General features: G+C 66.3%; 20 protein-coding genes. 10 read left to right on the forward strand and 10 right to left on the reverse strand.

What is annotated here, in order from left to right; genetic code table 11:
• Positions 1 to 5: 5 nt before the first annotated feature.
• From uca to ACFQZZ_RS10685, 3 genes are all read left to right on the forward strand, one after another.
• A complete protein-coding gene (gene uca, locus ACFQZZ_RS10675; RefSeq protein WP_378677515.1) occupies positions 6 to 3,713 on the forward strand; it encodes an urea carboxylase in 3,708 nt (1,235 codons plus the stop codon).
• Positions 3,714 to 5,453 carry an allophanate hydrolase gene (gene atzF, locus ACFQZZ_RS10680; RefSeq protein WP_378677518.1) on the forward strand — a complete coding sequence of 580 codons (1,740 nt, stop codon included), beginning with the start codon at positions 3,714 to 3,716 and terminating at the stop codon, positions 5,451 to 5,453.
• A gap of 968 nt (positions 5,454 to 6,421) precedes the next feature.
• Complete coding sequence (locus ACFQZZ_RS10685) at positions 6,422 to 7,663, forward strand: FAD-dependent monooxygenase (protein WP_378677521.1); 1,242 nt, start codon at positions 6,422 to 6,424, stop codon at positions 7,661 to 7,663.
• A 66-nt stretch (positions 7,664 to 7,729) separates the two neighbouring features.
• Here the strand turns inward: ACFQZZ_RS10685 and ACFQZZ_RS10690 are convergent, their stop codons facing one another.
• From ACFQZZ_RS10690 to ACFQZZ_RS10705, 4 genes are all read right to left on the reverse strand, one after another.
• The gene (locus tag ACFQZZ_RS10690) at positions 7,730 to 8,320 is read right to left on the reverse strand and encodes a TetR/AcrR family transcriptional regulator (protein WP_378677524.1); all 591 of its coding nucleotides are present in this window, start codon (positions 8,318 to 8,320) and stop codon (positions 7,730 to 7,732) included.
• Positions 8,317 to 9,543, reverse strand: coding sequence for a cytochrome P450 (locus ACFQZZ_RS10695; protein WP_378677527.1), 1,227 nt, complete (start codon positions 9,541 to 9,543; stop codon positions 8,317 to 8,319). Before ACFQZZ_RS10695 ends, ACFQZZ_RS10690 begins: the two co-directional genes overlap by 4 nt.
• 320 nt (positions 9,544 to 9,863) lie before the next feature.
• Positions 9,864 to 10,358 (reverse strand): hypothetical protein, encoded by a 495-nt coding sequence (locus ACFQZZ_RS10700; protein ID WP_378677529.1) that lies wholly within the window; start codon positions 10,356 to 10,358, stop codon positions 9,864 to 9,866.
• Positions 10,359 to 10,726: 368 nt separating this feature from the next.
• Positions 10,727 to 12,262, reverse strand: a complete 1,536-nt coding sequence (locus ACFQZZ_RS10705; RefSeq protein ID WP_378677531.1) for an MFS transporter — start codon at positions 12,260 to 12,262, stop codon at positions 10,727 to 10,729.
• A gap of 164 nt (positions 12,263 to 12,426) precedes the next feature.
• Between ACFQZZ_RS10705 and ACFQZZ_RS10710 the strand changes: the two genes are divergently transcribed.
• From ACFQZZ_RS10710 to ACFQZZ_RS10720, 3 genes are all read left to right on the forward strand, one after another.
• The gene (locus tag ACFQZZ_RS10710; protein WP_378677534.1) at positions 12,427 to 13,155 is read left to right on the forward strand and encodes a TetR/AcrR family transcriptional regulator; all 729 of its coding nucleotides are present in this window, start codon (positions 12,427 to 12,429) and stop codon (positions 13,153 to 13,155) included.
• A 318-nt stretch (positions 13,156 to 13,473) separates the two neighbouring features.
• Positions 13,474 to 14,715, forward strand: coding sequence for an APC family permease (locus tag ACFQZZ_RS10715; protein ID WP_378677537.1), 1,242 nt, complete (start codon positions 13,474 to 13,476; stop codon positions 14,713 to 14,715).
• Between the two features lie 101 nt (positions 14,716 to 14,816).
• Positions 14,817 to 16,166, forward strand: a complete 1,350-nt coding sequence (locus ACFQZZ_RS10720) for a serine hydrolase domain-containing protein (RefSeq protein WP_378677539.1) — start codon at positions 14,817 to 14,819, stop codon at positions 16,164 to 16,166.
• A gap of 73 nt (positions 16,167 to 16,239) precedes the next feature.
• On the opposite strand, the gene ACFQZZ_RS10725 is transcribed toward ACFQZZ_RS10720, so the two are convergent.
• Positions 16,240 to 17,148: an oxygenase MpaB family protein gene (locus ACFQZZ_RS10725; protein ID WP_378677542.1), complete on the reverse strand. Its 909-nt coding sequence runs from the start codon at positions 17,146 to 17,148 to the stop codon at positions 16,240 to 16,242.
• Positions 17,149 to 17,224: 76 nt separating this feature from the next.
• On the opposite strand from ACFQZZ_RS10725, the gene ACFQZZ_RS10730 reads away from it, so the two are divergent.
• Positions 17,225 to 17,854, forward strand: a complete 630-nt coding sequence (locus tag ACFQZZ_RS10730) for a TetR/AcrR family transcriptional regulator (RefSeq protein ID WP_378677544.1) — start codon at positions 17,225 to 17,227, stop codon at positions 17,852 to 17,854.
• A gap of 41 nt (positions 17,855 to 17,895) precedes the next feature.
• Here ACFQZZ_RS10730 and ACFQZZ_RS10735 read toward each other — a convergent pair whose 3' ends face one another.
• From ACFQZZ_RS10735 to ACFQZZ_RS10745, 3 genes are all read right to left on the reverse strand, one after another.
• The gene (locus ACFQZZ_RS10735; protein WP_378677547.1) at positions 17,896 to 18,822 is read right to left on the reverse strand and encodes an aminotransferase class IV; all 927 of its coding nucleotides are present in this window, start codon (positions 18,820 to 18,822) and stop codon (positions 17,896 to 17,898) included.
• Positions 18,823 to 18,990: 168 nt separating this feature from the next.
• Positions 18,991 to 20,025: an aspartate-semialdehyde dehydrogenase gene (locus ACFQZZ_RS10740; protein WP_378677549.1), complete on the reverse strand. Its 1,035-nt coding sequence runs from the start codon at positions 20,023 to 20,025 to the stop codon at positions 18,991 to 18,993.
• Between the two features lie 2 nt (positions 20,026 to 20,027).
• Positions 20,028 to 21,293 carry an aspartate kinase gene (locus ACFQZZ_RS10745; RefSeq protein ID WP_378677552.1) on the reverse strand — a complete coding sequence of 422 codons (1,266 nt, stop codon included), beginning with the start codon at positions 21,291 to 21,293 and terminating at the stop codon, positions 20,028 to 20,030.
• Positions 21,294 to 21,563: 270 nt separating this feature from the next.
• Here ACFQZZ_RS10745 and ACFQZZ_RS10750 point away from each other — a divergent pair, with 270 nt between their 5' ends.
• Positions 21,564 to 21,980 carry a YjbQ family protein gene (locus ACFQZZ_RS10750; RefSeq protein ID WP_378677555.1) on the forward strand — a complete coding sequence of 139 codons (417 nt, stop codon included), beginning with the start codon at positions 21,564 to 21,566 and terminating at the stop codon, positions 21,978 to 21,980.
• A gap of 112 nt (positions 21,981 to 22,092) precedes the next feature.
• Here the strand turns inward: ACFQZZ_RS10750 and ACFQZZ_RS10755 are convergent, their stop codons facing one another.
• Positions 22,093 to 22,668 carry a dihydrofolate reductase family protein gene (locus ACFQZZ_RS10755; protein WP_378677558.1) on the reverse strand — a complete coding sequence of 192 codons (576 nt, stop codon included), beginning with the start codon at positions 22,666 to 22,668 and terminating at the stop codon, positions 22,093 to 22,095.
• A gap of 44 nt (positions 22,669 to 22,712) precedes the next feature.
• Positions 22,713 to 23,288 carry a dihydrofolate reductase family protein gene (locus ACFQZZ_RS10760; RefSeq protein ID WP_378677561.1) on the reverse strand — a complete coding sequence of 192 codons (576 nt, stop codon included), beginning with the start codon at positions 23,286 to 23,288 and terminating at the stop codon, positions 22,713 to 22,715.
• Positions 23,289 to 23,363: 75 nt separating this feature from the next.
• Between ACFQZZ_RS10760 and ACFQZZ_RS10765 the strand changes: the two genes are divergently transcribed.
• Positions 23,364 to 23,942, forward strand: a complete 579-nt coding sequence (locus ACFQZZ_RS10765; RefSeq protein WP_378677563.1) for a TetR/AcrR family transcriptional regulator — start codon at positions 23,364 to 23,366, stop codon at positions 23,940 to 23,942.
• Positions 23,943 to 23,986: 44 nt separating this feature from the next.
• Positions 23,987 to 24,169 carry a DUF1918 domain-containing protein gene (locus ACFQZZ_RS10770; RefSeq protein WP_378677565.1) on the forward strand — a complete coding sequence of 61 codons (183 nt, stop codon included), beginning with the start codon at positions 23,987 to 23,989 and terminating at the stop codon, positions 24,167 to 24,169.
• Positions 24,170 to 24,340 lie beyond the last annotated feature (171 nt).

Consider the following 24,340-nt stretch of genomic DNA (forward strand, 5'->3'; position numbering starts at 1 on the left):
TAACGGTGACGCTGGATTTCGATACGGTGCTCGTCGCCAATCGCGGCGAGATCGCGTGCCGGGTGATGCGGACAGCTCGTGCGCTCGGCCTGAAGACGGTCGCGGTCTATTCGGATGCCGACGTGAGCGCGACGCACGTCGAAATCGCCGATGTGGCAATACATCTGGGGCCGAGCGCCGCCGCCGAGTCCTATCTACGCGCCGATCGGGTGATCGAGGCCGCGCTGTCGACCGGCGCGGGCGCCGTTCACCCGGGATACGGATTCCTTTCGGAGAACGCCGATTTCGCCGCGGCGGTGGCGGCGGCCGGCATCGCTTTCGTGGGTCCGACTCCTGACCAGCTGCGAATCTTCGGTGACAAGCACACCGCACGCGAAGCCGCCAGAGCGGTAGGCGTGCCGCTGATCCCGGGCAGCGGCCTGCTCGAATCCGCGGATCACGCCATCGCCGAGGCCGAGCGCATCGGCTACCCGGTCATGCTCAAAGCCGTCGGTGGCGGTGGCGGTATCGGCATGCAGGCCTGCGGCACCGCAGAGGAGGTGCGCTCGGCGTTTCAGCGGGTACAGCGGCTCGCCGCAACGAACTTCTCGTCGACCGGTGTCTTCCTGGAGCGCTTCGTGGCGCGGGCCAGGCATGTCGAGGTGCAGTTGTTCGGCGATGGAAACGGTCGAGTCGTCAGCCTCGGCACCCGGGACTGCTCGCTGCAGCGACGCAATCAGAAAGTGATCGAGGAGGCGCCCGCGCCCGGCCTCGGCGGCGAATTGACGGATCAATTGCTGGCGGCGTCGCGGGAACTGGCCAGGTCGGTCGGGTATCGCTCGGCGGGCACCGTCGAGTTCGTCTACGACACCGACCGTGGCGCGGCATCGTTCCTGGAGATGAATACCCGGCTGCAGGTGGAGCATCCGGTGACCGAGGCTGTCACCGGGGTAGATCTGGTGGCGTGGATGCTGCGACTGGCGGGCGGTGACGCATCGATGGTGGACGAGCTGCCCGAGAGCGGTCCGGCGATCAATGGCTGGGCGGTGGAAGCACGGGTCTATGCTGAGGACCCGGGGCATGATTACCGGCCGAGTGCCGGGCTCATCACCGCCGCCACGTTCCCGGTGCAGACCTGGGCAGGCGCCGAGCTGCCGTCGACAAGGGCAACCGGAGACGCCCTGTCACCCGCGGGATCGACCCCGCCCGGTACGAAGACCCGCGTCGACACCTGGATCACCACCGGGACCCAGGTCAGTCCCTACTACGACCCGCTGCTCGCCAAGGTGATCGCGGCCGCACCCACTCGCGCGGCAGCCTTCGCGGAATTGGTCGACGCGCTCGCCGCAACCCGCGTCTACGGGGTGCAGACGAATCTCCCACAGCTGCGCGCGGCCAGTGCGGACGCCCGGGTACTCAGCGCGGACCATGTCACGACGACGCTGGCCGACATCCGTCCGCACGGCCATCGCATCGATGTCCTGCGCGCCGGAACCATGACCACCATCCAGGACTACCCGGGCCGAATCGGCCTGTGGCAGGTAGGAATTCCACCATCCGGCCCGATGGACGACCTGTCGTTCACCCAGGCCAATGCCGCCGTCGGCAACCCGGTGGGCACGCCGGCACTGGAATGCACCCTGCAGGGACCGCAACTACGCTTCTCCGAACCGACCATCGTGTGTGTGACCGGTGCGCCGGCCACGATCACCGTGGACGGACAGCCGGTGGACATGTGGCGGCCGATCACCGTTGCGGCGGGCTCGATGCTGGATATCGGCGCACCGACCGAGACCGGACTGCGCACCTATCTTGCGGTGCGCGGCGGCATCGACGCACCGCTCTATCACGGCAGCGCGGCCACCTTCACCCTCGGTGGATTCGGCGGCGTCACCGGCAAAGCCGTTGTCGCGGGCGATGTTCTGGGGGTGCTGCCGCAGCGGACCGAACTCACCGAACCTCACGAGGTCCCGATCGCGGAACGACCGGAGTTCACGCACGTCTGGCACCTGGCCGTCGGCGAGGGCCCGCAGACCTCCCCCGCCTACTTCACCGACGCGGACATGGCCCAGTTCTACACACACCCATGGAAAGTCGGCAGTCACGCGAATCGCACCGGCATCCGGCTCGAAGGTCCGAAGCCGACCTGGTCGCGCACCGACGGCGGCGACGCCGGACTGCATCCGTCCAATCTGCACGACAACCCTTACAGCGTCGGCACATTGAACGTCTCGGGCGACACTCCGATCTTGCTCGGCCCGGACGGCCCGAGCCTCGGCGGATTCGCCTGCCCGCTGACGGTGGTGTCCGCACACCGCTGGAAACTGGGCCAACTGCGCCCCGGGGACACCATCCGGTTCGTGCCCGTCGACGATGCGAGCGCCACCTCGCTCCGACCGTCGAACTCCAGCTCGAACACCGCACGCGCCCGCGACGCCATCTCGAATCCTCTTGCCGGACTGCATGATCGCGGGATACTCGGCACCGTCGACGCGGACGCCGATCGCCCGCGAGTCGCCTATCTACGCGGCGGCGACGACAACGTCCTGGTCGAATACGGCGACATGGTGCTGGATCTCGGCCTGCGCATGCGGGTGCACGCCCTCGCCGAAGCGCTTGCGGGCGCCGGCCTATCCGGCATCGTCGATGTCACGCCGGGCGTCCGTTCGCTGCACATCCACTTCGATCCCGATGTGCTGCCGCAGCATCGACTGCTCGGCACGCTGACCGACTTGGAGCACGAGCTGCCCGCCACCCACGAACTCGTGGTACCGAGCCGCACGATCAGACTGCCGCTGTCATTCGACGATCCGTCCATCACCGAGGCGATCGACCGCTACCGCAGCGGTGTCCGCGACACCGCACCATGGCTGCCCTCCAATACCGAATTCATCCGCCGCATCAACGGACTCGGCAGTGTCGACGACGTCCGCGCGACGGTCTTCGATGCGGAATACCTCGTGCTCGGCCTGGGTGATGTGTATCTCGGCGCGCCGCTTGCCGTTCCGCTCGATCCGCGACACCGTCTCGTCACCACCAAATACAATCCGGCGCGCACCTGGACGCCTTCGGACGCGGTCGGCATCGGCGGCAAGTACCTGTGCGTGTACGGCATGGCCTCGCCCGGCGGCTACCAGTTGATCGGCCGGACCGTACCGATCTGGTCGAGCTACCGGCAGTCCGCGCCGTTCGAACCGGGCACGCCCTGGCTGTTCCGGTTCTTCGACCGCATCGTGTGGGAAGAGGTGAGCCCGGAATTGCTGCTCGAATATCGCGCTGCCGCCAAGGCGGGCCGGTTCGACGCCGAGGTCAGCGAAGGCAGCTTCGCCCTCACCGATCATCTGCGGATGCTCGCCGACAATGCCGAATCCATCGCCGAATTCGAGACTGAGCAGGCCGCCGCCTTCGAGGCGGAGAAGCAGGCCTGGCGGGCTGCCGGTGAGTTCGAGCGCGTTTCGACCGTCGAGACCGTGCTCGAACCCACTGCCGATCCGCTGGCCGGGCTGCCGCCGAATGCGACGGTGGTGACCGCCCCGATGATCGGCAATGTCTGGCGCGTGGAGATCGAGGTCGGGCAGCGGCTGGCCGCGGGTGCGCCGGTCGCGATCCTCGAAGCCATGAAATTGGAACTGCCGGTGCACAGCCCGGGCACGGGCACTGTGCTGAAGGTTTTGGCGACCCCGGGCGCCAAAGTGGAACCGGGAACCCCTCTAGCCGTGATCGGAGTCGACTGAATGACCGCAGGCGTCCTAGGCAACATCGCAGTGCAACCGCAGGGATCGCCCACCGAACGGGTCGCCGCTGCCTATCGGCGGATCGCCGAGGTGGATCGACCCGAGGTGTGGATCACGCTGCGCGAGGAGGGCGACGTCGCCGCCGATGCGGCCGCCATCGAACAACGGCTCGCCGATGGCAAGTCCCTGCCGCTGGCCGGGATACTGGTGGCTGTCAAGGACAACATCGACGTGGCCGAGCTGCCGACCACCGCGGCCTGCCCCGAATTCGCCTACACCGCAGCGGTCACCGCGGCTTCGATACAACGGCTGATCGAGGCGGGCGCGATCGTGCTCGGCAAGACCAACCTGGACCAGTTCGCCACCGGCCTCGTCGGTACCCGCAGCCCGTACGGTGCCGTCCGCAATGCGCATTACCCGGAGCTGATCTCGGGCGGTTCCAGTTCGGGGTCGGCGGTCGCGGTCGCACTGGGAATCGCGGACATCGGAATCGGGACCGACACAGCGGGATCCGGCCGCGTGCCCGCGGCACTGCACGGCATCGTCGGCATCAAAGCGACGCTCGGCGTCATCCCGGCACACGGCGTCGTCCCGGCGTGCGCCGACTACGACGCCGTCACAGTCTTCGCCACCGACCTCGATAGGGCGGTCGCGGCCGCGGCCGTGATGGCCGGGCCGGAGGCGCGCGACCCGCGCAGCCGGAGCTGGCCCGCGGACGTCCATCTCGCCGCACCCAAGGCGCTGCGTCTGGCCATCCCCCGCGCCGAGGATCTCGCGGGACTCAGCGAGCCCTACCGCGATGCCTTCGCCCGAACCGTCGGCGCAGTCACGGATTCCGGCGTCGCCACGGAAGAGGTCGACATATCGGCGCTGCTCGACGCCGCCCGACTGCTGTACGACGGTGCCATCGTCGCCGAACGCTACGCGGCGGTCGGCACGTTCCTCGACACCGCACCGGCGGGCGCGGATCCGACGGTGACGGCCATCATCGACGCCGCGCGGGCGACAACCGGCCCCGGATTCGCGGACGATCTCGACACGCTGGCCAGGACACGAGCCGCGGCCACCGCACTGCTCGCCGATTTCCACGGGCTGCTACTGCCGACGACCACCGAGCACCCGAGTATCGCCGCGGTGCGGGCGGACCCCCTTGGGATCAATCGGCGGATGGGCACGTACACGAATTTCTGCAATCTGCTGGATATGGCGGCGGTGGCGGTCCCTGGTCTGCCCACCGCGGACGGCCTCCCATTCGGGGTGATGGTCGTCGTCCCGGCCTTCGCCGACCAGATCGCCGTCGACATCGCGGCCCGCATTGTCGGCGTCGACACTCCCCCGCTGCTGGTAGGACCCGGTATCGAACTGGCGGTGTTCGGTGCGCATCTGCGCGGCCAACCGCTGCACTGGCAGCTGGAGGAGATCGGGGCCAGGTTCGCAGGAGAGATCCGCACAACCGCCGCCTACCGGCTCACCGCACTGGACACCACACCACCGAAACCCGGACTTGTCCGCCACGGCGACGGCCTCGGTGCACCGATCCTCGGTGAGCTCTTCCTACTATCAGCGGCAGCCCTAGGCACCTTCCTCGCCGCGCTACCCGCTCCGATGGCATTGACCAGCATCGAATTATCCGACGGGCGTTCAGTTATCGGCTTCACCTGCACCTACGACGCCACAAAAACCGCAACGGACATCACCCACTTCGGCGCCTGGAAGCCCTACCTCAACCCTCACACCTAACCGCGCCCACCCCCGCCCAGATACACCGAACACCCCGTACTACAACTGCACACCCCGTGTATTAGGTGTAAGGCTTGGACGAGGGGTGTTGGGTGGGTCGTCCGTCGGCGAAGACCCACCCACAGCCCGATCAGAGGGCCGCGCATAGTGAAACGGTGGTTCCCCGCAACCTCATTCGACTGCCCTCGGTCGAGAAAAGATCTCGAGAACGCCACCACAGCCAGATGACCACGCCCGAACCCGCCACCACGAACCCGACTGCGGGAGGTAAGCCCCAAGTGGTGCCAACACCCCCTGCCCCAACCGGACACCCCATATACCGGGTGCGAGGTCCTAACACGGGGCGTGAGGTGGTCTGACGGCCGGTGGATCACTGCTCGAGACGCCACCACAGCCAGATGACCACGCCGGAACTCGACACCACGCACCCGACTGCGGGAGGTAAGCCGGGTACCGCACCCGACGCGCCCAGCACTGCCCGGTAATACCCGGGTAGGCGCACCTTCCGGGACGGCATCGTGGTGGGTTCGTTCCCGGAACGCACCCCGCTCGGCCCGGTGCGGGAGAACAGGTTGCGTTGGGGTGGTTTTCAAGGCAGTGCTGGGCACGTCGTGTGCGGTACCCGGCTTTGTCTTCCGCAACCTGGGGAGGCAGGCACACAGCTTCCAGCGTGAAGACTGGCTGTGGTGACGTTGTCGAGATTTCGAGAAACAAGCTGGTCGAGTGGTCCTTCGATCCGAAGTGGTATTCGATCGCGGCCAAGCTCACCCCGAGGAATCGCGATGTCGCGTGCTGTGGTTGCCGCGAATCCGCGCTGGTAGATGCAGGTATGCGCTGCCGTGAGCAGTGCTTCTCTGGTTTCCATGCTCCTCACTGGACCTTTGTCTTACACATTTGTACTAGACAAGCGTGCAAGTCTCTGTTAAACATATGTCTAAGACATTCAAGTCAGAGCAAGGGATCAGAACATGAACGCCAACTCCGCCGCCCCGACCAACCAGCCTCGCGTCCTCGTTTCCGGCGGCGGTATCGGCGGCAATGCCGTAGCCCTGCAGCTGCTTCGGGCCGGCATCCGGGCCACCGTGGTCGAGCGCGCCGACGCGCCCCGCCCCGGCGGTCAGGCTGTCGACCTGCGTGGGCCGAGCCGCGAGGTGGCGGAGCGGATGGGCCTGATGCCCGGCATCCGCAAGTACCAGCTCGACGAGCGCGGCATCGTCATGGTGGACAGCGAAGGCAAGGAACTGCTGCGGATGCCCGCGGAGATGTTCGACGGCAAGGGCGCAGTCGCCGAAATCGAGATCACGCGCGGTGACCTTAATCAAGTACTGCTCGACGCGCTCGCCGAAGCAGGCGGCGTGGACTACCGCTATGGCGAATCGATCGTAGAAGTCAGCCAGGACGACACCGGCGTCGACGTCACCTTCGCCTCCGGTAGCACCGAGCGCTTCGACATCCTGATCGGCGCGGACGGGCTGCACTCCGCAACCCGGCGCCTGGTGTTCGGCCAGGAAGAGCAGTTCTCGACCTACCTCGGCGGGTACATGTCGTTCTTCACGCTGCCGACGCCCGAAGGCACGGAAGACAACTGGTTCACCACGAACTCGCTGGTCGGCGCGACCAATGTCGGCCTTCGTCCCGACTACGACCCGTCCACCTGCAAAGCGATCATCACGATGCGTACCGACGCGGATCCGGCACTGCGCCGCGATGTCCCCGCGCAGCAGCAGCTGATCCGCGAGCGGCTGGCAGGCGGCGGACTCATTGCGAGCACGGTCAGCGACGCCATGGCCGAAGCGGGCGACTTCTACTTCGACGAGCTTGCACGGATCGACATGCCGACCTACTCGAAGGGCCGGGTGGTACTGCTCGGCGACGCGGGCTACTGCGGCTCGCCGCTCACCGGACAAGGCACTGCGATGGCCCTGGTCGGCGCTTATGTATTGGCCGGTGAAATCGAGGCCAACTCGGGCGATCCGCAGCAGGCGCTTGCCCGCTACGAGGAGGTGCTGCGCCCGTTCGTCGCGAAGGCGCAGGAGCTGCCGCCGGGTGGTCTGAAGGCGATGACCCCGAAGTCGCGCTTCGGGATTCGCGCGGGCCACATGGTCAGCAGGCTGATGACCGCCAAGATCATGAAGCCGCTGATGATGAAGATGCTCAGCGGAACCGACGCCTACGATCTGCCCGACTACTCGGCGCAGACCGTCGGGTAATCGTCTGGCCATAGGAACGCCCAGTGCCCGGCGCCGTCCACCACGGCGCCGGGCACTGTCATCCGATTATTCGATCCTGGTCCGCTCGTCGAGCAGGAACGGCAGTAGGAAGTTCCGGAGCATCGCCCGTTCCTCCTCCTCCCCCGCGCCGGGCAGGGTCAACAGGGAAACGACCACCCGCACCACCCACTGCCCGAGCATCCGCGCCGCGACCGCGGACAAGCCGGGGCGATAGCCCGCAACGAAGCCGGTGCCGATCGCATCGATCACGTGCGACGAATTCGACAGCTGGGCAACGATTCCGGAGTTCGCCGGCTCGAACCAGACCGCGAGATGCGGGGTCTTGCGCACCTCCGCAAGTACCGCGGCCACGCCGTCGAGCAGTTGCTCGGCGCGGTCAGTGCTCGCATCGTTCGGCCGATCGCGCCACACCCGCTCGACCAACTGCTGCGCCTCCCGACCCGCGAAGGCCACATACAGCGCCTGACGATTGTCGAAGTAACGGTAGAGCGTCGCCCTGGAACACCCTGCGGCTTCGGCGACTTCGGCCATTCCGACCCCGCTGGCACCTTTCTCCACGAACAGCGCGCGTACCGCGTCGAGGATGCGTTCGGTCGCCAGTTCCGTCCGGCCGTCGGCCAGCCAGTCACCGGTCATGCCGCGCACCGGAACGGGACGGTCGTCGGCCTGCGCACGTACGGACCTGGCGCATACTCGACCGCATCTACGTCGACCCGGTAGTCGGGAAAGCGATCCAGCAACTCCTCCAAGGCAACTCGGGCCTGTATCCGCGCGGCCGCCGCACCCAGACAGTGATGCGGGCCGTGGCCGAAGGTCAGGATCCGCTGCGGGTTTCGGTCGATGTTCAGCTCCTCCGCGTCGGGGCCGTAGGCTCGGTCGTCGCGGTTGGCGGCGCCGTAAACCAAGAACACCTTGCGTCCGGCGGGCACCGTCGTTCCGTGCAATTCCACCTCGCGCGTCGCCGTTCGAGCCAGTCCCTGCACAGGCGAGGTGAGCCGGGCAAGCTCCTCGATCGCGATCTCGATGCGGTCCTTGTCGGCCACCAGCGCGGCGCGCTGCTCCGGGTGCTGCTGTAGCAATTGCACTGCGCCACCGAGCAACCCGGTTGTCGTATCGTTGCCGCCCGCGACCATCGTCCAGGTGTAGGCGAGGATCTGGACAAGGCCTCGTACATCGTCGTCGTCCGCCGCCATACCCGCCTGCACCAACAGCGAAACCGTATCGTCACCGGGATCGGTGCGGCGCCGTTTGACGAGCTCGGCAAAGTAGCCGAGCATCTCCATCGAAGCCTGCTGCGCCTGGGTGTTACGCGCGTCGATACTGCCCGCGACAACCGCGTCGGTCCACCCGTCGAACCGGCCGCGATCCTCGGCGGGCACCCCGAGGTAATGCGCGACAACCATGCTCGGCAGCGGCTTGAACAACTGCTTGACGATGTCGCCCCCGCCTTGCAGGGCCAGCTGATCCAGGCGTTTCCGGACGAAGCCGCGCACCACCGGCTCGACGTCGACAACCTGCCGCGGCGTGAACCCGCGCGCGACCAGCCTCCGGAATTCGGTGTGGACCGGCGGATCCTGCATCACCAGCGGCGGATTGTCGGTCAGCCCGATCTGCTCCAGCTCCCCGTATTCCACCGTCAGACCGTCACTGGAGGAAAACGTCTCCGTATCCCGCACCGCCGCATACACATCCGCGTGCCGGGTCAGCACCCAGTAGTCATGCTCCGGCTGCTCCTCCGGCACCACATGATGCACCGGATCCCTGTCGCGCAGCGTGGCATACATCCCCCACGGCGACTTCCACGTCGCACCCGACCGTAGTTCGAACCGGGGAACGTCGCGATACTCCTGGAGCAACATGTAGCGACGATAAGACAGTTCTGCCATTTTGTCTAGAGAAGGCGGCCGGGCCGGTCACCCCTCGTGAACCGGCCCGACCCATACGTGGGTGGGATCGTCGGCGTGCACCGAATGGTTACCTTCGGCAGTGGCGGGTCGCCGGTCAGCTCCTGGAAGAGCCATCCGAAAGTGTTCGCGCTCTAACGAAAGCCGGCCGGACCGGTCACCCCTCGTGGACCGGTCCGGCAGGCCTTTTCTCCAGGGCGCGACCTGTCAACCCCTCGAAGACAGGTCGTGCCCGGTTCCCACCCCCCGGTGGTGGCTTGTTCCCCCGCTGCCGACTACTGGCAGTACTCGAAGGTGCCGAGGACGGTGCGGCCGTCCTTGATCTGGTAGCCGGTGGCGTACAGGTCGGTGCTGGCGACCGGGTTCTCCCCGTCCGGCGCGAGCCACTCGACCTGCTGGATGACCTTGTAGGCGTTCGGGTCGTTGCGCAGCACCTTCAGCTCCGCGCCGTCCATATCGGCGGCCTTGGTATCGGTGGCCTTGCCCTTCTCCCACTCGCTCGCGACGGCGAGGCTGCCTTTGGCGGCGTCGTATACGACGGTGCGGTAGCGGATCAGCTGGTGTACGCCGGGCTGATAGCCGGCCTGCGCGTAGACGATGGGAGCGGCGATCTCGATCTCGATCCGGTCACTCTTGTGGGTGCAGGTGGCCTGGCCGGTGAGCGCGGCGCCGGGGCGACCGGTGGTGTCCGCCGTGGCGGCGCCCGCGCCGAGCACCAGGGCGCCTGCGGTAGTCGTGAGAGCCAGGGCGGTGGTCAGCTTGCCGATCATTGTTGGCGTCCTTGTCAGGTCCGGGTGTTTGTTGTCCGGTGTGTTCCGGTGTTGACACAAACAATGCAGCCCGGGGCTTGGAGCGCCCTTAACAAGATCTTGCATGCACAACAGCGCCGGTAGAGCAGCCGATGTCAGCGGGAACCAATCGAGTTGCACCACGCGACCGCGAATCGGCGGAGAATGGAAACGAGGGCGCCAAAGAGATTGGAGCGGCGATGGAAACCGTGATCGTATGGATACTGGCCACCGTGCTGTATTGGTGGGGCCTGCTGTAGTGCGGAGTAGCCGCAGCCCGGCACAAACAAACGAAACCCGCTCCGTCACTGACTGGAATAGCCAGGGGTGGAGCGGGTTTCGACTTCATGTCAGTCGATCGATACGGCCTTCTCGGGGGCAGTTTCCACGAGATCGACTGGGGCGGACTTGCGTTCACGCATCAGGACCAGCGCCAGCGCGGCCGCCGCAAGCACCGAAAAGGCGGCGGCGACAAATGTTGTGGACATGGCGGAGGTGAACGCCTCCCTTGCCGCGGCGGCGAGGCCACTGTCCCCGGTCGATCCCGCGATAGTCAGTGCGTCCGAGATGGATTCGCGACCACGCTCGGGGGCCGAGTCCGGCATCGTGCCGGTGTAGCGGCTGGCGAGTACCGCACCGAGGATCGCGACGCCGAGCGCCCCGCCCGCCTGCTGGATGGTGTCGTTGAGCGCGGAGCCGACACCCGCGTGCTCGCTCGGCACCGCGCCCATGAGCGCACCGATCGCCGCGGGCATGGCCAGGCCGACGCCGCTGCCCATCAGCGCCAGGGCCAGTGCGGGCAGCCAGAAGCCGGTGGCGACATCCATGGTCGCAAGCACACCGAATCCGACGGCGGTGACAACAAGGCCGAAGGCGGTGATCACCCGGTTGCCGACCTTGCCTGCCAGCGCGGCGCCGACGCCGTTGAACAACAGCACCGCGACGGCCATCGGGGTCAGCGCGAGTGCGGTCCGGGTCGGGGTGTAGTCGAGCACGAACTGCAGGTACTGGGTGAAGATCAGCAGCAGTCCGCCGTTGGCGAAGGTCAGCAGTACCAGCGAGAAGCTGGAACCGGTGAAGACGCGATTGCGGAACAGCTCCAGCGGAACCATCGGCGAGGACGTGCTCAGTTCCCGAATCACGAAGCCCGCCAAGGTGATCACAGCGATGGCCGCCGCGGTGAGGGTGCCTGGAGCAGTGAAGCCGTCGGCCGGGGTCACGATGATCGTCCACACCAGCGCGGTCATGCCGACGACCGAGAGCAGCATGCCGGGCAGGTCGGGCTTGCGCCACGGCCCCCTCGACTCCGGCATCAGCGCCACCGCGGCGACGACGGCAAGGATGACGATCGGCACGTTCAGGATGAATACCGAGCCCCACCAGTAGTGGTCGAGCAGGAAGCCACCGAATACCGGCCCGCCGACCATCCCGACCACCGATACCGCACTCCACGCGGCGATCGCCTTCGGCCGCTCCTCCTCATCGAAGACCGTGATCAGAATCGAAAGGGTGCTCGGCATGATGAGCGCCCCGCCGATACCCATGACCACCCGGCCCGCGATCAGCAGTTCCGGCGTCGTCGCGAAAGCCGCGAGCACGGAGGCCGCACCGAACAGCAGCAACCCCAGGATCATCACCAGCCTGCGGCCGAACTTATCGGACAGGCTGCCCGAGGTCAGCAGCAGTCCGGCGAAGACAAGGATGTAGGAGTCGATGATCCACTGGATGTCCTGAGCACCCGCACCCAGGTCGGTGGCGATCTGCGGGATCGCCACGTTGAGCACCATGTTGTCGATGACCAGCACCAAGGTGCTGAGGCACAGCACGACCAGGATGAGCCAGCGGCGTGGATTGCGGGTTGGCGTCGCCTCCGCAGTGTCGGTCATGTTCATCGCGAGTCCCTTCCGAGCTAGAACTCCGCACAGTGTGCGGTCTATCGCACACTGTACGTTCAGAGAACGGTGTACGCAAGCCGCACGGTGTGCGTTGCCACGAACAGCGTGCGGAACTGCCGCTATGCTTGAGCCGACGACAACAAAGGAGGCAGCACATGGCGGCCGAGGGTCGGCAAATCCATTCGGTGTGGACGCGGCCGCAACGACGGCGGCGCGAGCAACCGGCACTGACCAGAGCACAGATCGTGGCCGAGGCGGTGGCCCTACTGGACACCGAAAGCATCGAGGCGCTCAGCATGCGCAAGCTCGGCGCCCGACTCAACGCGGGCGCGACCTCGCTGTACACCCACGTGGCCAACAAGGAGGAGCTGATCGAGTTGGTCGCCGACGCGGTGTTCGGCGAGTTGGCAGACCCGGATCCCGCGGATTCACGGGGCTGGCGCGCGGCGATACTGGACTACGCCGTCGGCCTGCGCGCGACGATCCTGCGCCACCCGTGGCTGGCCTCCATCCTCGGAGAGGTCGGCACGCTGTACCTCGGGCCGAACATGATGCGCGGCAACGAAGCCATCCTCACCATTCTCGAGGAAGCCGGATTCGACATGAAAGCGGCCGACCACGCGATGAATGTCGTCTTCTCCTACGTCGTAGGGATCGCGATGACCGAGGCAGCCTCGCTGACCGTGGTGCGACGCAGCGGCCTGAGCGAAACGGAATGGTTCGAGAAGATGTGGCCCGCCGCCGAGGAGGCCGCCCGCGCGTACCCGCGGCTGCATAAACGCTACGTCGCACAACCGGCGTCCGAGGTATCGAAGTCACGCGACGAATCCTTCGAATACGAAGTGGGTTTGATCCTCCAGGGACTGGCTCCCACCCGGCGATAACCACAGGGTCGAGGTGGACGCGTGCGGTCTCCGCTGCGCGAGTCTCAGCCGATGGCGCGGAATAGATCGCGATACAACATGGTTGACCACCTCTGTCGGCGTCCGGACAGCCCCGGGCCTCACCCCATCTGTCGCTTCGAGCGACCACCCGCCGAGAGGCGCTTGTGGGACGTCGGCACCGAGTCGTGACGCTGGCGTGGCGTCCGGCGGCTCAGCGCCGCCAGGTCTAGCGACCTGGCGGCGTTTCGCATATTCGCCGACGACGTGGTTCGGATCGTTCGATTCGTGGTCCGCGGCTCGGTCGTCGAGGATGCAGCTATGGCATCGGCAGATGGCGCGCTCGAGCGCAGGCTCGGGCTCGTGGACTCGGTGATCATCGGGCTCGGCTCGATGATCGGCGCGGGCATTTTCGCGGCGCTGGCTCCGGCGGCGGCCGCGGCGGGCAGCTGGTTGCTGCTCGCGTTGGCGGTGGCGGCGGTGCTCGCCTATTGCAATGCGACATCCTCGGCCCGGCTTGCGGCGGTCTACCCGGTGTCGGGCGGTACCTATGTCTACGGACGGGAGCGGCTCGGCGCGTTCTGGGGATATCTCGCCGGATGGGGGTTCGTCGCGGGCAAGACCGCGTCCTGTGCGGCGATGGCGCTGACCGTCGGTAGTTATGCGTGGCCGGAGCGGTCTCGCGCCATCGCGGTCGCGGCCGTCGTTGCCATCACCGCGATCAACTACACCGGTGTGCAGAAGTCCGCGCTTGCGACGCGCGCCATCGTCGCGGTCGTGCTCGCGGCGCTGGCGCTGGTGGTGGGGGTCGGGGTGTTCGGGACGCATTCGGCGGCAACAGTTCTGCCCGATCGAATCGGGCCACGTGGGGTGCTGGAGGCGGCGGGGCTGTTGTTCTTCGCCTTCGCGGGATACGCCCGCATCGCCACCCTCGGCGAGGAGGTGCGCGAGCCGCGCCGCACGATTCCGCGGGCCATCATGATCGCGCTCGGGCTCGCCCTGGTGATCTACGCGCTGGTGGCGGTCGCGGCGTTGACAGTGCTCGGGTCGGCGGGACTCGCGGCGGCGACGGATCCATTGGCTCGGGTCGTATCGGCCGCGGGCGCACCGGGATTGGCGCCGGTGGTTCGGGTCGGCGCGGTGGTCGCTGCCGCCGGATCGCTGCTCGCGTTGATTCTCGGGGTCTCGCGCACCGTGCTGGCCATGGCGCGCGACCGCTACCTGCCGGGAGCGCTTGCGGCGGTGCATCCGCGATTCGCGGTGCCGCATCGGGCGGAGCTGCTGGTCGGGGCCATCGTCGCGGTGGTGGCCGCGACGTTCGATCTGCGTGCCGCCATCGGCTTTTCGTCGTTCACCGTGCTCGTTTACTACCTGATCGCCAATGTCTCGGCGGCGACACTGACCGAGGCGGAGCATCGACCAGCCCGCTGGGTGCCGATGGTGGGCGCGGCCGGTTGTGTGATCGTCGGATTCGCGCTGCCGATGGCCGCCGTATTCACCGGGCTCGGGGTGCTCGCGCTCGGAGCCGGTTGGTACGCGGTGCGCGCTCGGGCCATCCGGTAACTCGATCCGGCTTCGGTCGCCGGAACACGGGCTGGTTTTAGTTGATCAACGTTCAGCCTGTTGCCCGGTGCGCCGGGTTCCAGCGCGATAGCCTGTCGCCCATGGGGCGTTTCTACGGATTCCTGGCAGGAATCGCGGCGGTATCGCTGGTGGCGGGAAGCGTATTCGCTGGGAGTGCGCAGGCGAGCGCGGCCGAGCAGGTGGAGTGCGGGGTGTCGTCCGGGCGGGAACCCGAACGGGCGGCGCCGGAACAGGTGGGACTGGATTCGCAGCGGCTGGCGGCGGCGCTGGCGTTCGCGGCGGGACGAAATCGGTTGAATGTGCAGGTCTTCCGGCACAACTGCCTGATCGGCGAGGGACCGACGAACGACCAGACCGGCAACGTCGCATGGAACATCTGGAGCGCGACCAAGAGCGTGGTCTCCATGCTTGCCGGAATGGCATGGGATCAAGGCAAACTCGATATCGATGCGCCGATCGATCGATATCTGCCGCCGGGGCTCGGCGACGAAGCACATCGGTCGATCACGGTGGAGAACCTGCTCACCGAGACGTCGGGCATGCGGGTCGGGGTGCTCACCGAGGGCATTACCGGCGTGATTCCACTCGACCCGAACAGCGCGGTACAGGCGCTCGGGGTGCCGCTGGTCAACCCGCCCGGCACGGCTTTCAGCTACAGCCAGCGCAATGTCGACCTGCTCGCGTACGTCATCGAACTGGCGATCGGTGAACCACTGCAGCAGTTCGCGCAGCGGGAGCTGTTCGATCCGCTCGGCATCGCCCGCGGCGACTACTACTGGGCACGCGATCGCTCTGGAAATACCTACGGCTATGCGCACTTGATGATCCCGCCGAACGATTTCGCGAAGCTCGGCCTGCTGGCGAGCAACAACGGGCGTTGGGGCACAGCGCAACTCGTGTCGCAGGAGTATATGCGGCAGGCACGCCAGCCCTCAGCGGCGAACAAGTGCTACGGATATCTCTTCTGGATCGGGCCCGCGTGCGCGGAGGCCGCGGCCTTCCTGCCTGCCGATGTTTATATGATGGCCGGGCTCGGCATGCAGAACGCCTTCATCATCCCCAGCCTGGACATGATGGTGGTCTGGACCGGTGTCTACGGCAATGTCAGCAACCAGGGCGTATCCGGAATCGTGCAGAACACAGCGGAATTGCCGCACGAGTTCTTCCGCAGGCTGTTCGCCGCATTCGAAGAAAACCCGGTACCCGACCCAGGCCCCTACATCGAGCCGCCATTGCGGCTTGATCCGAGCCGGTTCGTCGATACGAACATCCTGCTCGCGGTGTTCGGGATCGGACCGTCCGCATACCCCGGCTGTAATGTCTTCGCCTGCCTGAACTACCCGCTGGCGCCGCCGTTCGCGGATACCGCACCCGGTTGCGCCATTCTGGTCTGCCTCGGACCCGATCCGCGCACACCAGGCATCCGCTGAAGTACCTGCCGCCGACCGATCACACACCGAAGAAAGGCATTCCGCCCTCCTCGGTGTCGTGCGCGATTCTCCCTCACGCCGTCTGCGCCGCGCGCCGGACGTTCTTCATGATCTGCTCCTTGCGCCGCATCGCCACCACCCGGGTGATGTTGCGCAACGGCGGCGGCAACACCCGATCCACCGTGCGCACCAATCCAGCGAACCGGCCGAGCCTGCGCTCGTCACGCTCGGTCCATTGCCTGCCGATCCGCTCCCGGAAATCCGGTGGTAGGACACCGACATTCACCCATACGGCAAGCGGTCCGACAACGCGCCACATCACCAGCTTCCACAACCATTCCGGCACCGGCGCTTGCACTGGAGGACGGGACATCGTCGCGAAAACATCGTCGACGCTCGGATGGTGCTCGAGCCGTTCGCTCAGCACCCGGCCGAACCACTCGCGAAACGAAGCCAGGTCGGCGGGCGCCGCACGCTCGGGCAGGCCCGCCAGCAACGCCATCTGCCGGTAGCCCGCGTAGAGCTCGACTCGCTGCGCCTCGGTCAGACCGGGACCGAACTTGGTGGCGGCCACCTCGCTGGCGAAGTACGCCGTGGCGAGGACGAAGAAGTACGCCTCCGGATCCCACGAGTGGTACGACCTGCCCGCGTGGTCGACGCCGCCGATGGGCTTGTGCATGGCCCGAATGTCGCGGCCGTACGCGGCGGTGTCGTCGCCGTAGAACGCGAGCGCCAGCGTCGGCCAGTACGACCGGTCGAATCGCCCGATCGGGTCGGTCTTGAATACCGAGTGTTCAGCGACGCCCGATCCGATCACCGGGTGCGCGACCTGCAGCAGCAACGCGCTGGGCGCGAGCATGATCAGCCGCCAGTCCGCGGCCCACCGTGCGGTCAACGAATTCGCGGCGAGCCCGGGACGGTTGGGCGGGTTCGGCTCCGACGTGTGTTCAGCGGGTTCAACTGCATTGACGAGCCCAGGCATAGCGTGTCTCCAATCGGGAAACAAATGTCTCTCAAATCAACTTAGAATCGGGAATCATCTGTGTCAAGATTGGGAGATGACAAAGGGCGCGCGCCAGTACGGCGGACTACCTGCCGACCAGCGACGCTCGGAACGCCGGGACCAACTGCTGAATGCCGCCTTCGAGGTGATGGCGGTCGACGGCGCGGGGGGACTCACCATTCGCAACGTCGCGAAGGAAGCCGGGCTGTCCACACGATTCGTCTACGAGAGTTTCACCGACCTGGACGACCTCGTCGGGGCAGCCTTCGAGCTGGCCTTTCGGCAATTGTCGAACACGGTGGGCGATGCCGCCGCGACCGCGCCGCAGGACCGGCGGGCGAAGGTCACCGCGGTACTGGAGGCCATGGTCGACTTCTTCCTCGACGCGCCGGCCAAGGGAAAGCTGCTGTCCACCAAAGGCTACGGCCACCCCGCCGTGGCCGAACGTCGACTGGCGCGGTCGGAGGACGTCTCGCGCGCATTCGGCGGCATTCTGCGCCAATTGGTCCCTGACCGCGAGGCCGACGATCCGGCCATCGACCTGACCGCCCGCTTTCTCGTCGGCGCCTTCGGCGACACCATCACCGCATGGATCGAACAGTCACTCCCCTACCCGCGTGACAAATTCATCCACGACAACGTCGAATTGTTCCTCGGCACCATCACCGCCTTAGCACGCCTCTGACGAATTCCACAGTGCCGCACAGCCTGTGGATGTCCGCGCGGCTACCCTCGCGGCTCGGCCAGATTCGTGATCCAGCCGTGCAGTTCGTCGCTTCGCAGCGCGGCCGCATGACGTTTGCGCAACGCCTGCCAGATCGGTCCGGGGCGGCCGTCGGCGACAAGTCGCCCATCGACCTCGGCCACGGGAGCCACGCCCGAGGAGGTACCGGAGACGAAAACCTCGTCGGCGATGTACAACTCGGTCAAGTCCACCGTCCGTTCGACGACCGGAATGCCGTCCTCGGCGGCGAGAGTGAGGATGGTGCGGCGGTTGATGCCGTCGAGGATGTCGCAGGACACGTCGGGGGTGACGAGGGTGCCGTTGCGGACCAGGAAGATAGTGGCCGCGCTGAGCTCACAGACATGGCCGTTGCCGTCGAGGAAGATGCAGTCGTCATAGCCGCTATCGATGGCGTCCTGTTTGGCCAGCACCGAATTCACGTAGGCGCCGTTGACCTTCGCACGCGACGGAATCGCGTTGTCCGGGATGCGCCGCCACGGACTGGATTTCAGCCGCATGCCGTCCTGCGGAACGATCGGCACCGCGTCGTAGACGAACATGCTGACCTGAATGGCACAGCCACGCACCCGAGTACCGGGGATCGACTCGACGACATGCACCGTCGCCCGGACGAATACATCGGCAGCAGGCGCATTCCGGTCGATCAGTTCGACCACCGCGGCCCGGAACCGGGCGAAATCCCACTCGGCGGCAAAACGATCGATGCCGATGATCTTGCAGGACTCCTCGAGCCGCCGGAAGTGATCGTCCAACCGAAACGCGGTGCGCGCCGATCCATCCACCTGCACCGGGAGAACGGTGTAGACACTCAGGCCGTACAGCACTGCCGAGGACGCGACACTCACCGATGCCGCATCGGCGGCAACGATCCGGTCCCCGAAGTACACATGTGGATGAGGGTTCGCCATCGGCGGAGGCTACCAACCGAAACAGCATTCGAGCGAGCCTATTTCTCGGCGCTCGCCTCGATCAGCGTTCGGCGAGCTGGGCGAGCCGCAAACGACGAACGGCGCGGTGGTCCAACCCAGGTGGACCACCGCGCCGATCGATGAATTCGATACTCGCCCCTGCCGGCCTCAGCGGTCGGCGAGCAGGACCTCGGCGATCTGAATGGTGTTGAGGGCCGCGCCCTTTCGGAGATTGTCACCCGAGATGAACAGGGCAAGGCCGCGGCCGTCCGGTACGCCGGGATCCTGGCGGATGCGGCCGACGAGGGACTCGTCGATGCCGGCAGCCTGGAGCGGGGTCGGTACGTCGACGAGCTTGACGCCCGGCGCCTTGGCGAGCAGTTCCTTGGCGCGTTCGACCGAAATCGGTTCGGCGAATTCGGCATTGATCGACAGCGAGTGGCCGGTGAAGACCGGGACGCGCACACAGGTGCCGCTGACGAGCAGTTCGGGCAGGCCGAGGATCTTGCGGCTCTCGTTGCGCAGCTTCTGATCCTCGTCGGTCTCGCCGGAGCCATCGTCGACGAGCGCACCCGCCAGCGGGATCACGTCGAAAGCGATCGGCGCGACGTATTTGTTCGGCGCGGGGAACTGCACCGAACTGCCGTCGTGCACCAGCTTTTCGGCGTCGCCGACCACGGCGCGCACCTGGGAGGCCAGCTCCTCCACACCGGCGAGCCCGCTGCCGGACACCGCCTGGTAGCTGGAGATGATCAGGCGCTGCAGCCCTGCCACATCGTGCAGCGGCTTGAGCACCGGCATCGCCGCCATCGTCGTGCAGTTCGGGTTGGCGATGATGCCCTTGATCAGATTGCGAGTCTGCTCCGGGTTCACCTCGCTGACGACCAACGGGACCTCGGGGTCCTTGCGCCAGGCCGACGAGTTGTCGATGACCGTCACGCCGGCGGCCGCGAAACGCGGCGCCTGCACGCGAGACATGGTGGCGCCCGCCGAGAACAACGCGATGTCGAGGCCGGACGGATCGGCGGTCTCGGTATCCTCGACAACGATTTCGCCGCCGCGCCACGGCAGCGTCTTACCGGCAGAGCGCGACGAGGCGAAGAAGCGGATCTCGTCGGCCGGGAAGTTGCGCTCCTCCAGCAGTTTTCGCATGACGGCGCCGACCTGTCCGGTCGCGCCGACGACACCTACTCGAATTCCCATGGTTAACGTCCTGTTCCCGCGTGGACCACGGCGACCTCGTCGCCGCCCAGGTCGAAGGCGCGGTGCAGCACCTTGACGGCCTCGTCCAGTTCGGTGTCCTTGACCAGCACCGAGATCCGGATCTCGGAGGTGGAGATGAGATCGATGTTCACGCCCGCTTTGGCCAGCGCCTCGCAGAAGGTGGCGGTGACGCCGGGGTGGCTCTTCATGCCCGCGCCGACCAGCGAGACCTTGCCGATGTGGTCGTCGTAGACCACCTGGGAGAAGCCGATCTCTTCCTGACGCTTGGTCAGCATCTCGACCGCGCGGGAGCCGTCGGTCTTGGGCAGCGTGAAGGTGATGTCGGTCTTACCTGTATCGATCTTGGAGATGTTCTGCAGGACCATGTCGATGTTGATCTCCGCGTCGGCGATCGCCCGGAACACCTTGGCGGCGTAACCCGGCTCGTCCGGTAGTCCGACCACGGTCACCTTGGCCTCGCTGCGATCGTGCGCGACGCCCGTGAGGATTGCTTGTTCCAAGGGGATGTCCTCCATCGATCCGTAAACGTAGGTGCCGGGCTTGTCGGTGTACGACGAGCGCACATGCACGGGAACGTTGTAGCGACGTGCGTATTCCACGCAGCGCAGCATGAGTACCTTTGCGCCGCAGGCCGCGAGCTCGAGCATCTCCTCGTAAGAGACCTGCTGCAGTTGCTGCGCGTCGGGCACGATCCGCGGGTCGGCGGTGAAGACGCCGTCCACATCGGTGTAGATCTCGCAGACGTCGGCCTGCAGCGCCGCGGCCAGCGCGACCGCGGTGGTGTCGGAGCCGCCACGGCCGAGCGTGGTGACATCGCGGCTGTCCTGGCTGACGCCCTGGAAGCCGGCGACCAGCACGACAAGGCCCTCGTCGAGCGCGTCGCGGACCCGGCCCGGCGTGACATCGATGATCTTGGCGTTACCGTGCGATCCGGTGGTGATCACGCCCGCCTGCGAACCGGTGAACGAGCGTGCCTCGGCGCCGAGCGAGTGGATGGCCATGGCGACCAGCGCATTGGAGATCCGCTCACCCGAGGTGAGGAGCATGTCCATCTCGCGAGCGGGCGGCGCGGGCGCCACCTGCTGGGCCAGGTCCAAGAGCTCGTCTGTGGTGTCACCCATGGCCGAGCAGACGACCACCACATCGTGGCCCTGCTTCTTCGTCTCCACGATCCGTTCAGCGACGCGCCGGATGCGCTCGGCGGTTGCTACCGAGGATCCTCCGTACTTCTGAACAACGAGAGCCACGACAGGGTCCTCCAAGATCGACAAACAGCTGCTAACAGCCACCAAGACTACCGACCCGGGTCCAGCGGATTCGTCGGCACCTCCGCAGCCCGCGAGTACCGAAGGGGCCATTCGCGATTCGAACTCGGCCGAAAGGGTTTCCAGCAGCCAGCGTTACTTGGTGTTCCGGAAGGCCGCGATCAGCCACTCACCGTCTCGCCGGACAAGTGAATCGGCGCGCGGGCGGCGGGTCCGGTTGAGTGACGCCGTGACCACCCGCACGATGGAGCCATGAAGAGCACGGTGTTCGACGTGGCAACGGGACACAGCGAAGTCGTCCACGACATCACCCCGCAGTGCACGCGGTTCGCGCAGGAGGCGGGCGGTGACGGTTTGCTGCACATCTTCGTGCCGCATGCCACAGCCGGGATCGCGGTGCTCGAGCTCGGTGCCGGCAGCGACGACGACCTGCTTGCCGCACTGCGCGACCTGTTGCCCGCCGACGACCGCTGGCGACATGCGCACGGCTCACGCGGCCACGGCCGCTCGCATGTCATGCCCGCCTTGATCCCGCCCTACGCCACCATCCCGGTGATCGGCGGCAGCCTGACGCTCGGCACCTGGCAGTCGGTCGCCCTTGTCGATCTCAACGTGGACAATCCGATCCGCCAGGTGCGCCTTTCGTTCTTGGGCGACGCGAGCGCCTGACCGGTCGAGACCGCCGCGATCTGCTCACGCAGTAAGCCCCGTGGACGGCGAACGAACCGTCGGCCCACCTGCGGCGGGCAGTGCCGTGCCCGCCGCAGCCGAGCGCCGGTGGTCAGGCTCGGGTGAACCAGGTGACCTGGACGGAATTGCTGAATTCGATGCGTTCGGTCGGCGCGAACAGTGTCGGTCGGAACTCGCCGGCGAAGGCGGGTGTACCGGTACCGGCGACCACCGGGTAGCTCTTGACGACGAGTTCGTCGATCTCGCCGAGCAGCTGCGCGGCGAGCTTGCCGCCACCTGCCAGCCAGATGTCCATACCGTCCTGCTGTTTCAGCTTGCGCACCAAGCCGATCGGATCGTCCTCGACCAGTTCCACGGCCGGATCGTCGATGCGACCGAGGGCGCTGGAGACGACGTACTGCTTCATATGCGAGTACGGGCTGGTTATGCCGACGGCCAGGGCCGGATCGTAGGTACCGCGGCCCATCACCAGCGTGTCGAACTTCTCATTCGGTTTATCCACAGCCAACCCGAGGTGTGGACGGATGTGCGTCGGCAGGGTCTCCGGATACTCGGACCCGAGCCATGCCCACATATCGTCCGCGACCGGCAAGAAATCGATCTCGCCGCCCGGGCCCGCGATGTACCCGTCCAGGGAAACGCCGACAAAGTAGACAAGCTTTCGCATTCGGAGACCTCTTCCAGGTAGTGCGGTATTGATTCGATCGGTGGTCAGGCCCGCGTGAACCAGGTGACCTGCGCGCCGTTGCCGAAGTTCTTACGCTGCGTCGGTGCGAACAGTGTCGGATTGAATTCCCCGGAGAAGACCGAGATCCCGCCGCCCGCGATGACCGGATAGCTCTTGATGATGAGCTCGTCGATCTCGCCGAGCAGTTGTGCGGCGAGTTGGCCGCCGCCGCAGAGCCAGATATCGCCGCCCTCTTCCTTTTTCAACCGCTGCACCAGGCCGACGGGGTCGCTCTCGACCAGCTCCACCTTCGGGTCCTCGATCCGACCGAGCGTGCCGGACACGACGTACTGCTTCATGTGCGCGTACGGACTGGTCCAACCCATGGACAAGCCGGGGTCGTAGGTGCCGCGCCCCATCAGCACCGTGTCACAACGCTTGCCCGGTTCGTCCAGCGCCATGTCGAAATGCGGGCGCACCGGGGTGGGGACGAACTCGGGGTACTCCTGGTTGATCCAGGCCGCCATCTCGGCGTCGACCGGGTAGAAGTCGTACTCACCCGCCGGACCGGCGATGTATCCGTCGAGGGTGACGCCGACGTAGTAAACAAGCTTTCGCATATTCAAACCGCCCGATCCGTTGTACTCTGACTGTAGTGTTTTGAGAATGTAGTACTACGGATGGAGTGGTGTCAAGTGCGAACCAACCCGGAACGACGGCAAGCGTTGATCGACGCGGCCATCGAGGTGCTCGCGAAGGAAGGAGCACGCGGGCTGACCTTCCGCGCGGTGGATAAGGAGGCGGGCGTGCCGGCCGGGACCGCCTCGAACTATTTCACCAACCGCGACGACCTGCTGACCCAGGCGGGCAGCCGGTTCTACGAGCGGCTGCAGCCGAGCGAGGCGACCATGACCAAGCTCGCCGAGGGACCGAGGACCCGCGCGAACATCACCGAGTTGATGATGGAGGTCGTCGGACGAATCGAAGCATTTCGCACCGGCTACCTGGCAATACTCGAGCTTCGACTGGAGGCGACCAGGCGGCCGGAACTGCGCGCCATACTGACCGAGCGGGTGCGCGCGGACATCGAGTTCAACGTGCGCAACCACCTCGACTCCGGAATGCCGGGCGATGAGAAATCGGTGCTGCTGCTCTATTTGGCGCTGAATTGGCTGATCGTGGATCGGCTAACGCTGCCGGATATCTTCACCGATGAGCAGAGCCGAGAGCTGATCGCGGCAGCGGTCGAGCGGATCGTCGGCGACCAGGACTGACGCATACGCTTGTGACGCGCATCACCGCATTCGATAATGGAGAGATGATGGCGAATGTCGGAGACCAGCTCCTGGTGCACGGGCACGTAGTGGGACAGGGTGATCGCCACGGCGAGATCATCGAAGTCCGCGGACCCGAGGGCGCACCGCCCTACCTGGTGCGATACGACGACGGGCACGAGTCGCTCGTCTATCCGGGCCCGGACGCGATTATCGAACCCAGATAGCGGACCCGAGCCCCGCGGGCCTGGCCGACAGTGATCGGCCATGCCCAATCGTCGCGTGCACCAAACCTTCGGATGACAAGTCGGCTGGACCGACAAAATCGTCGGACGACCGAACCGCGAACCCGGAATGCGTTCGCCCAGTTCATGTTCGGTCGTTACCGGCGATATGCG

Origin of the sequence: Nocardia sp. GCM10030253, from assembly GCF_042675075.1 — a bacterium.
GTDB lineage: Bacteria > Actinomycetota > Actinomycetes > Mycobacteriales > Mycobacteriaceae > Nocardia.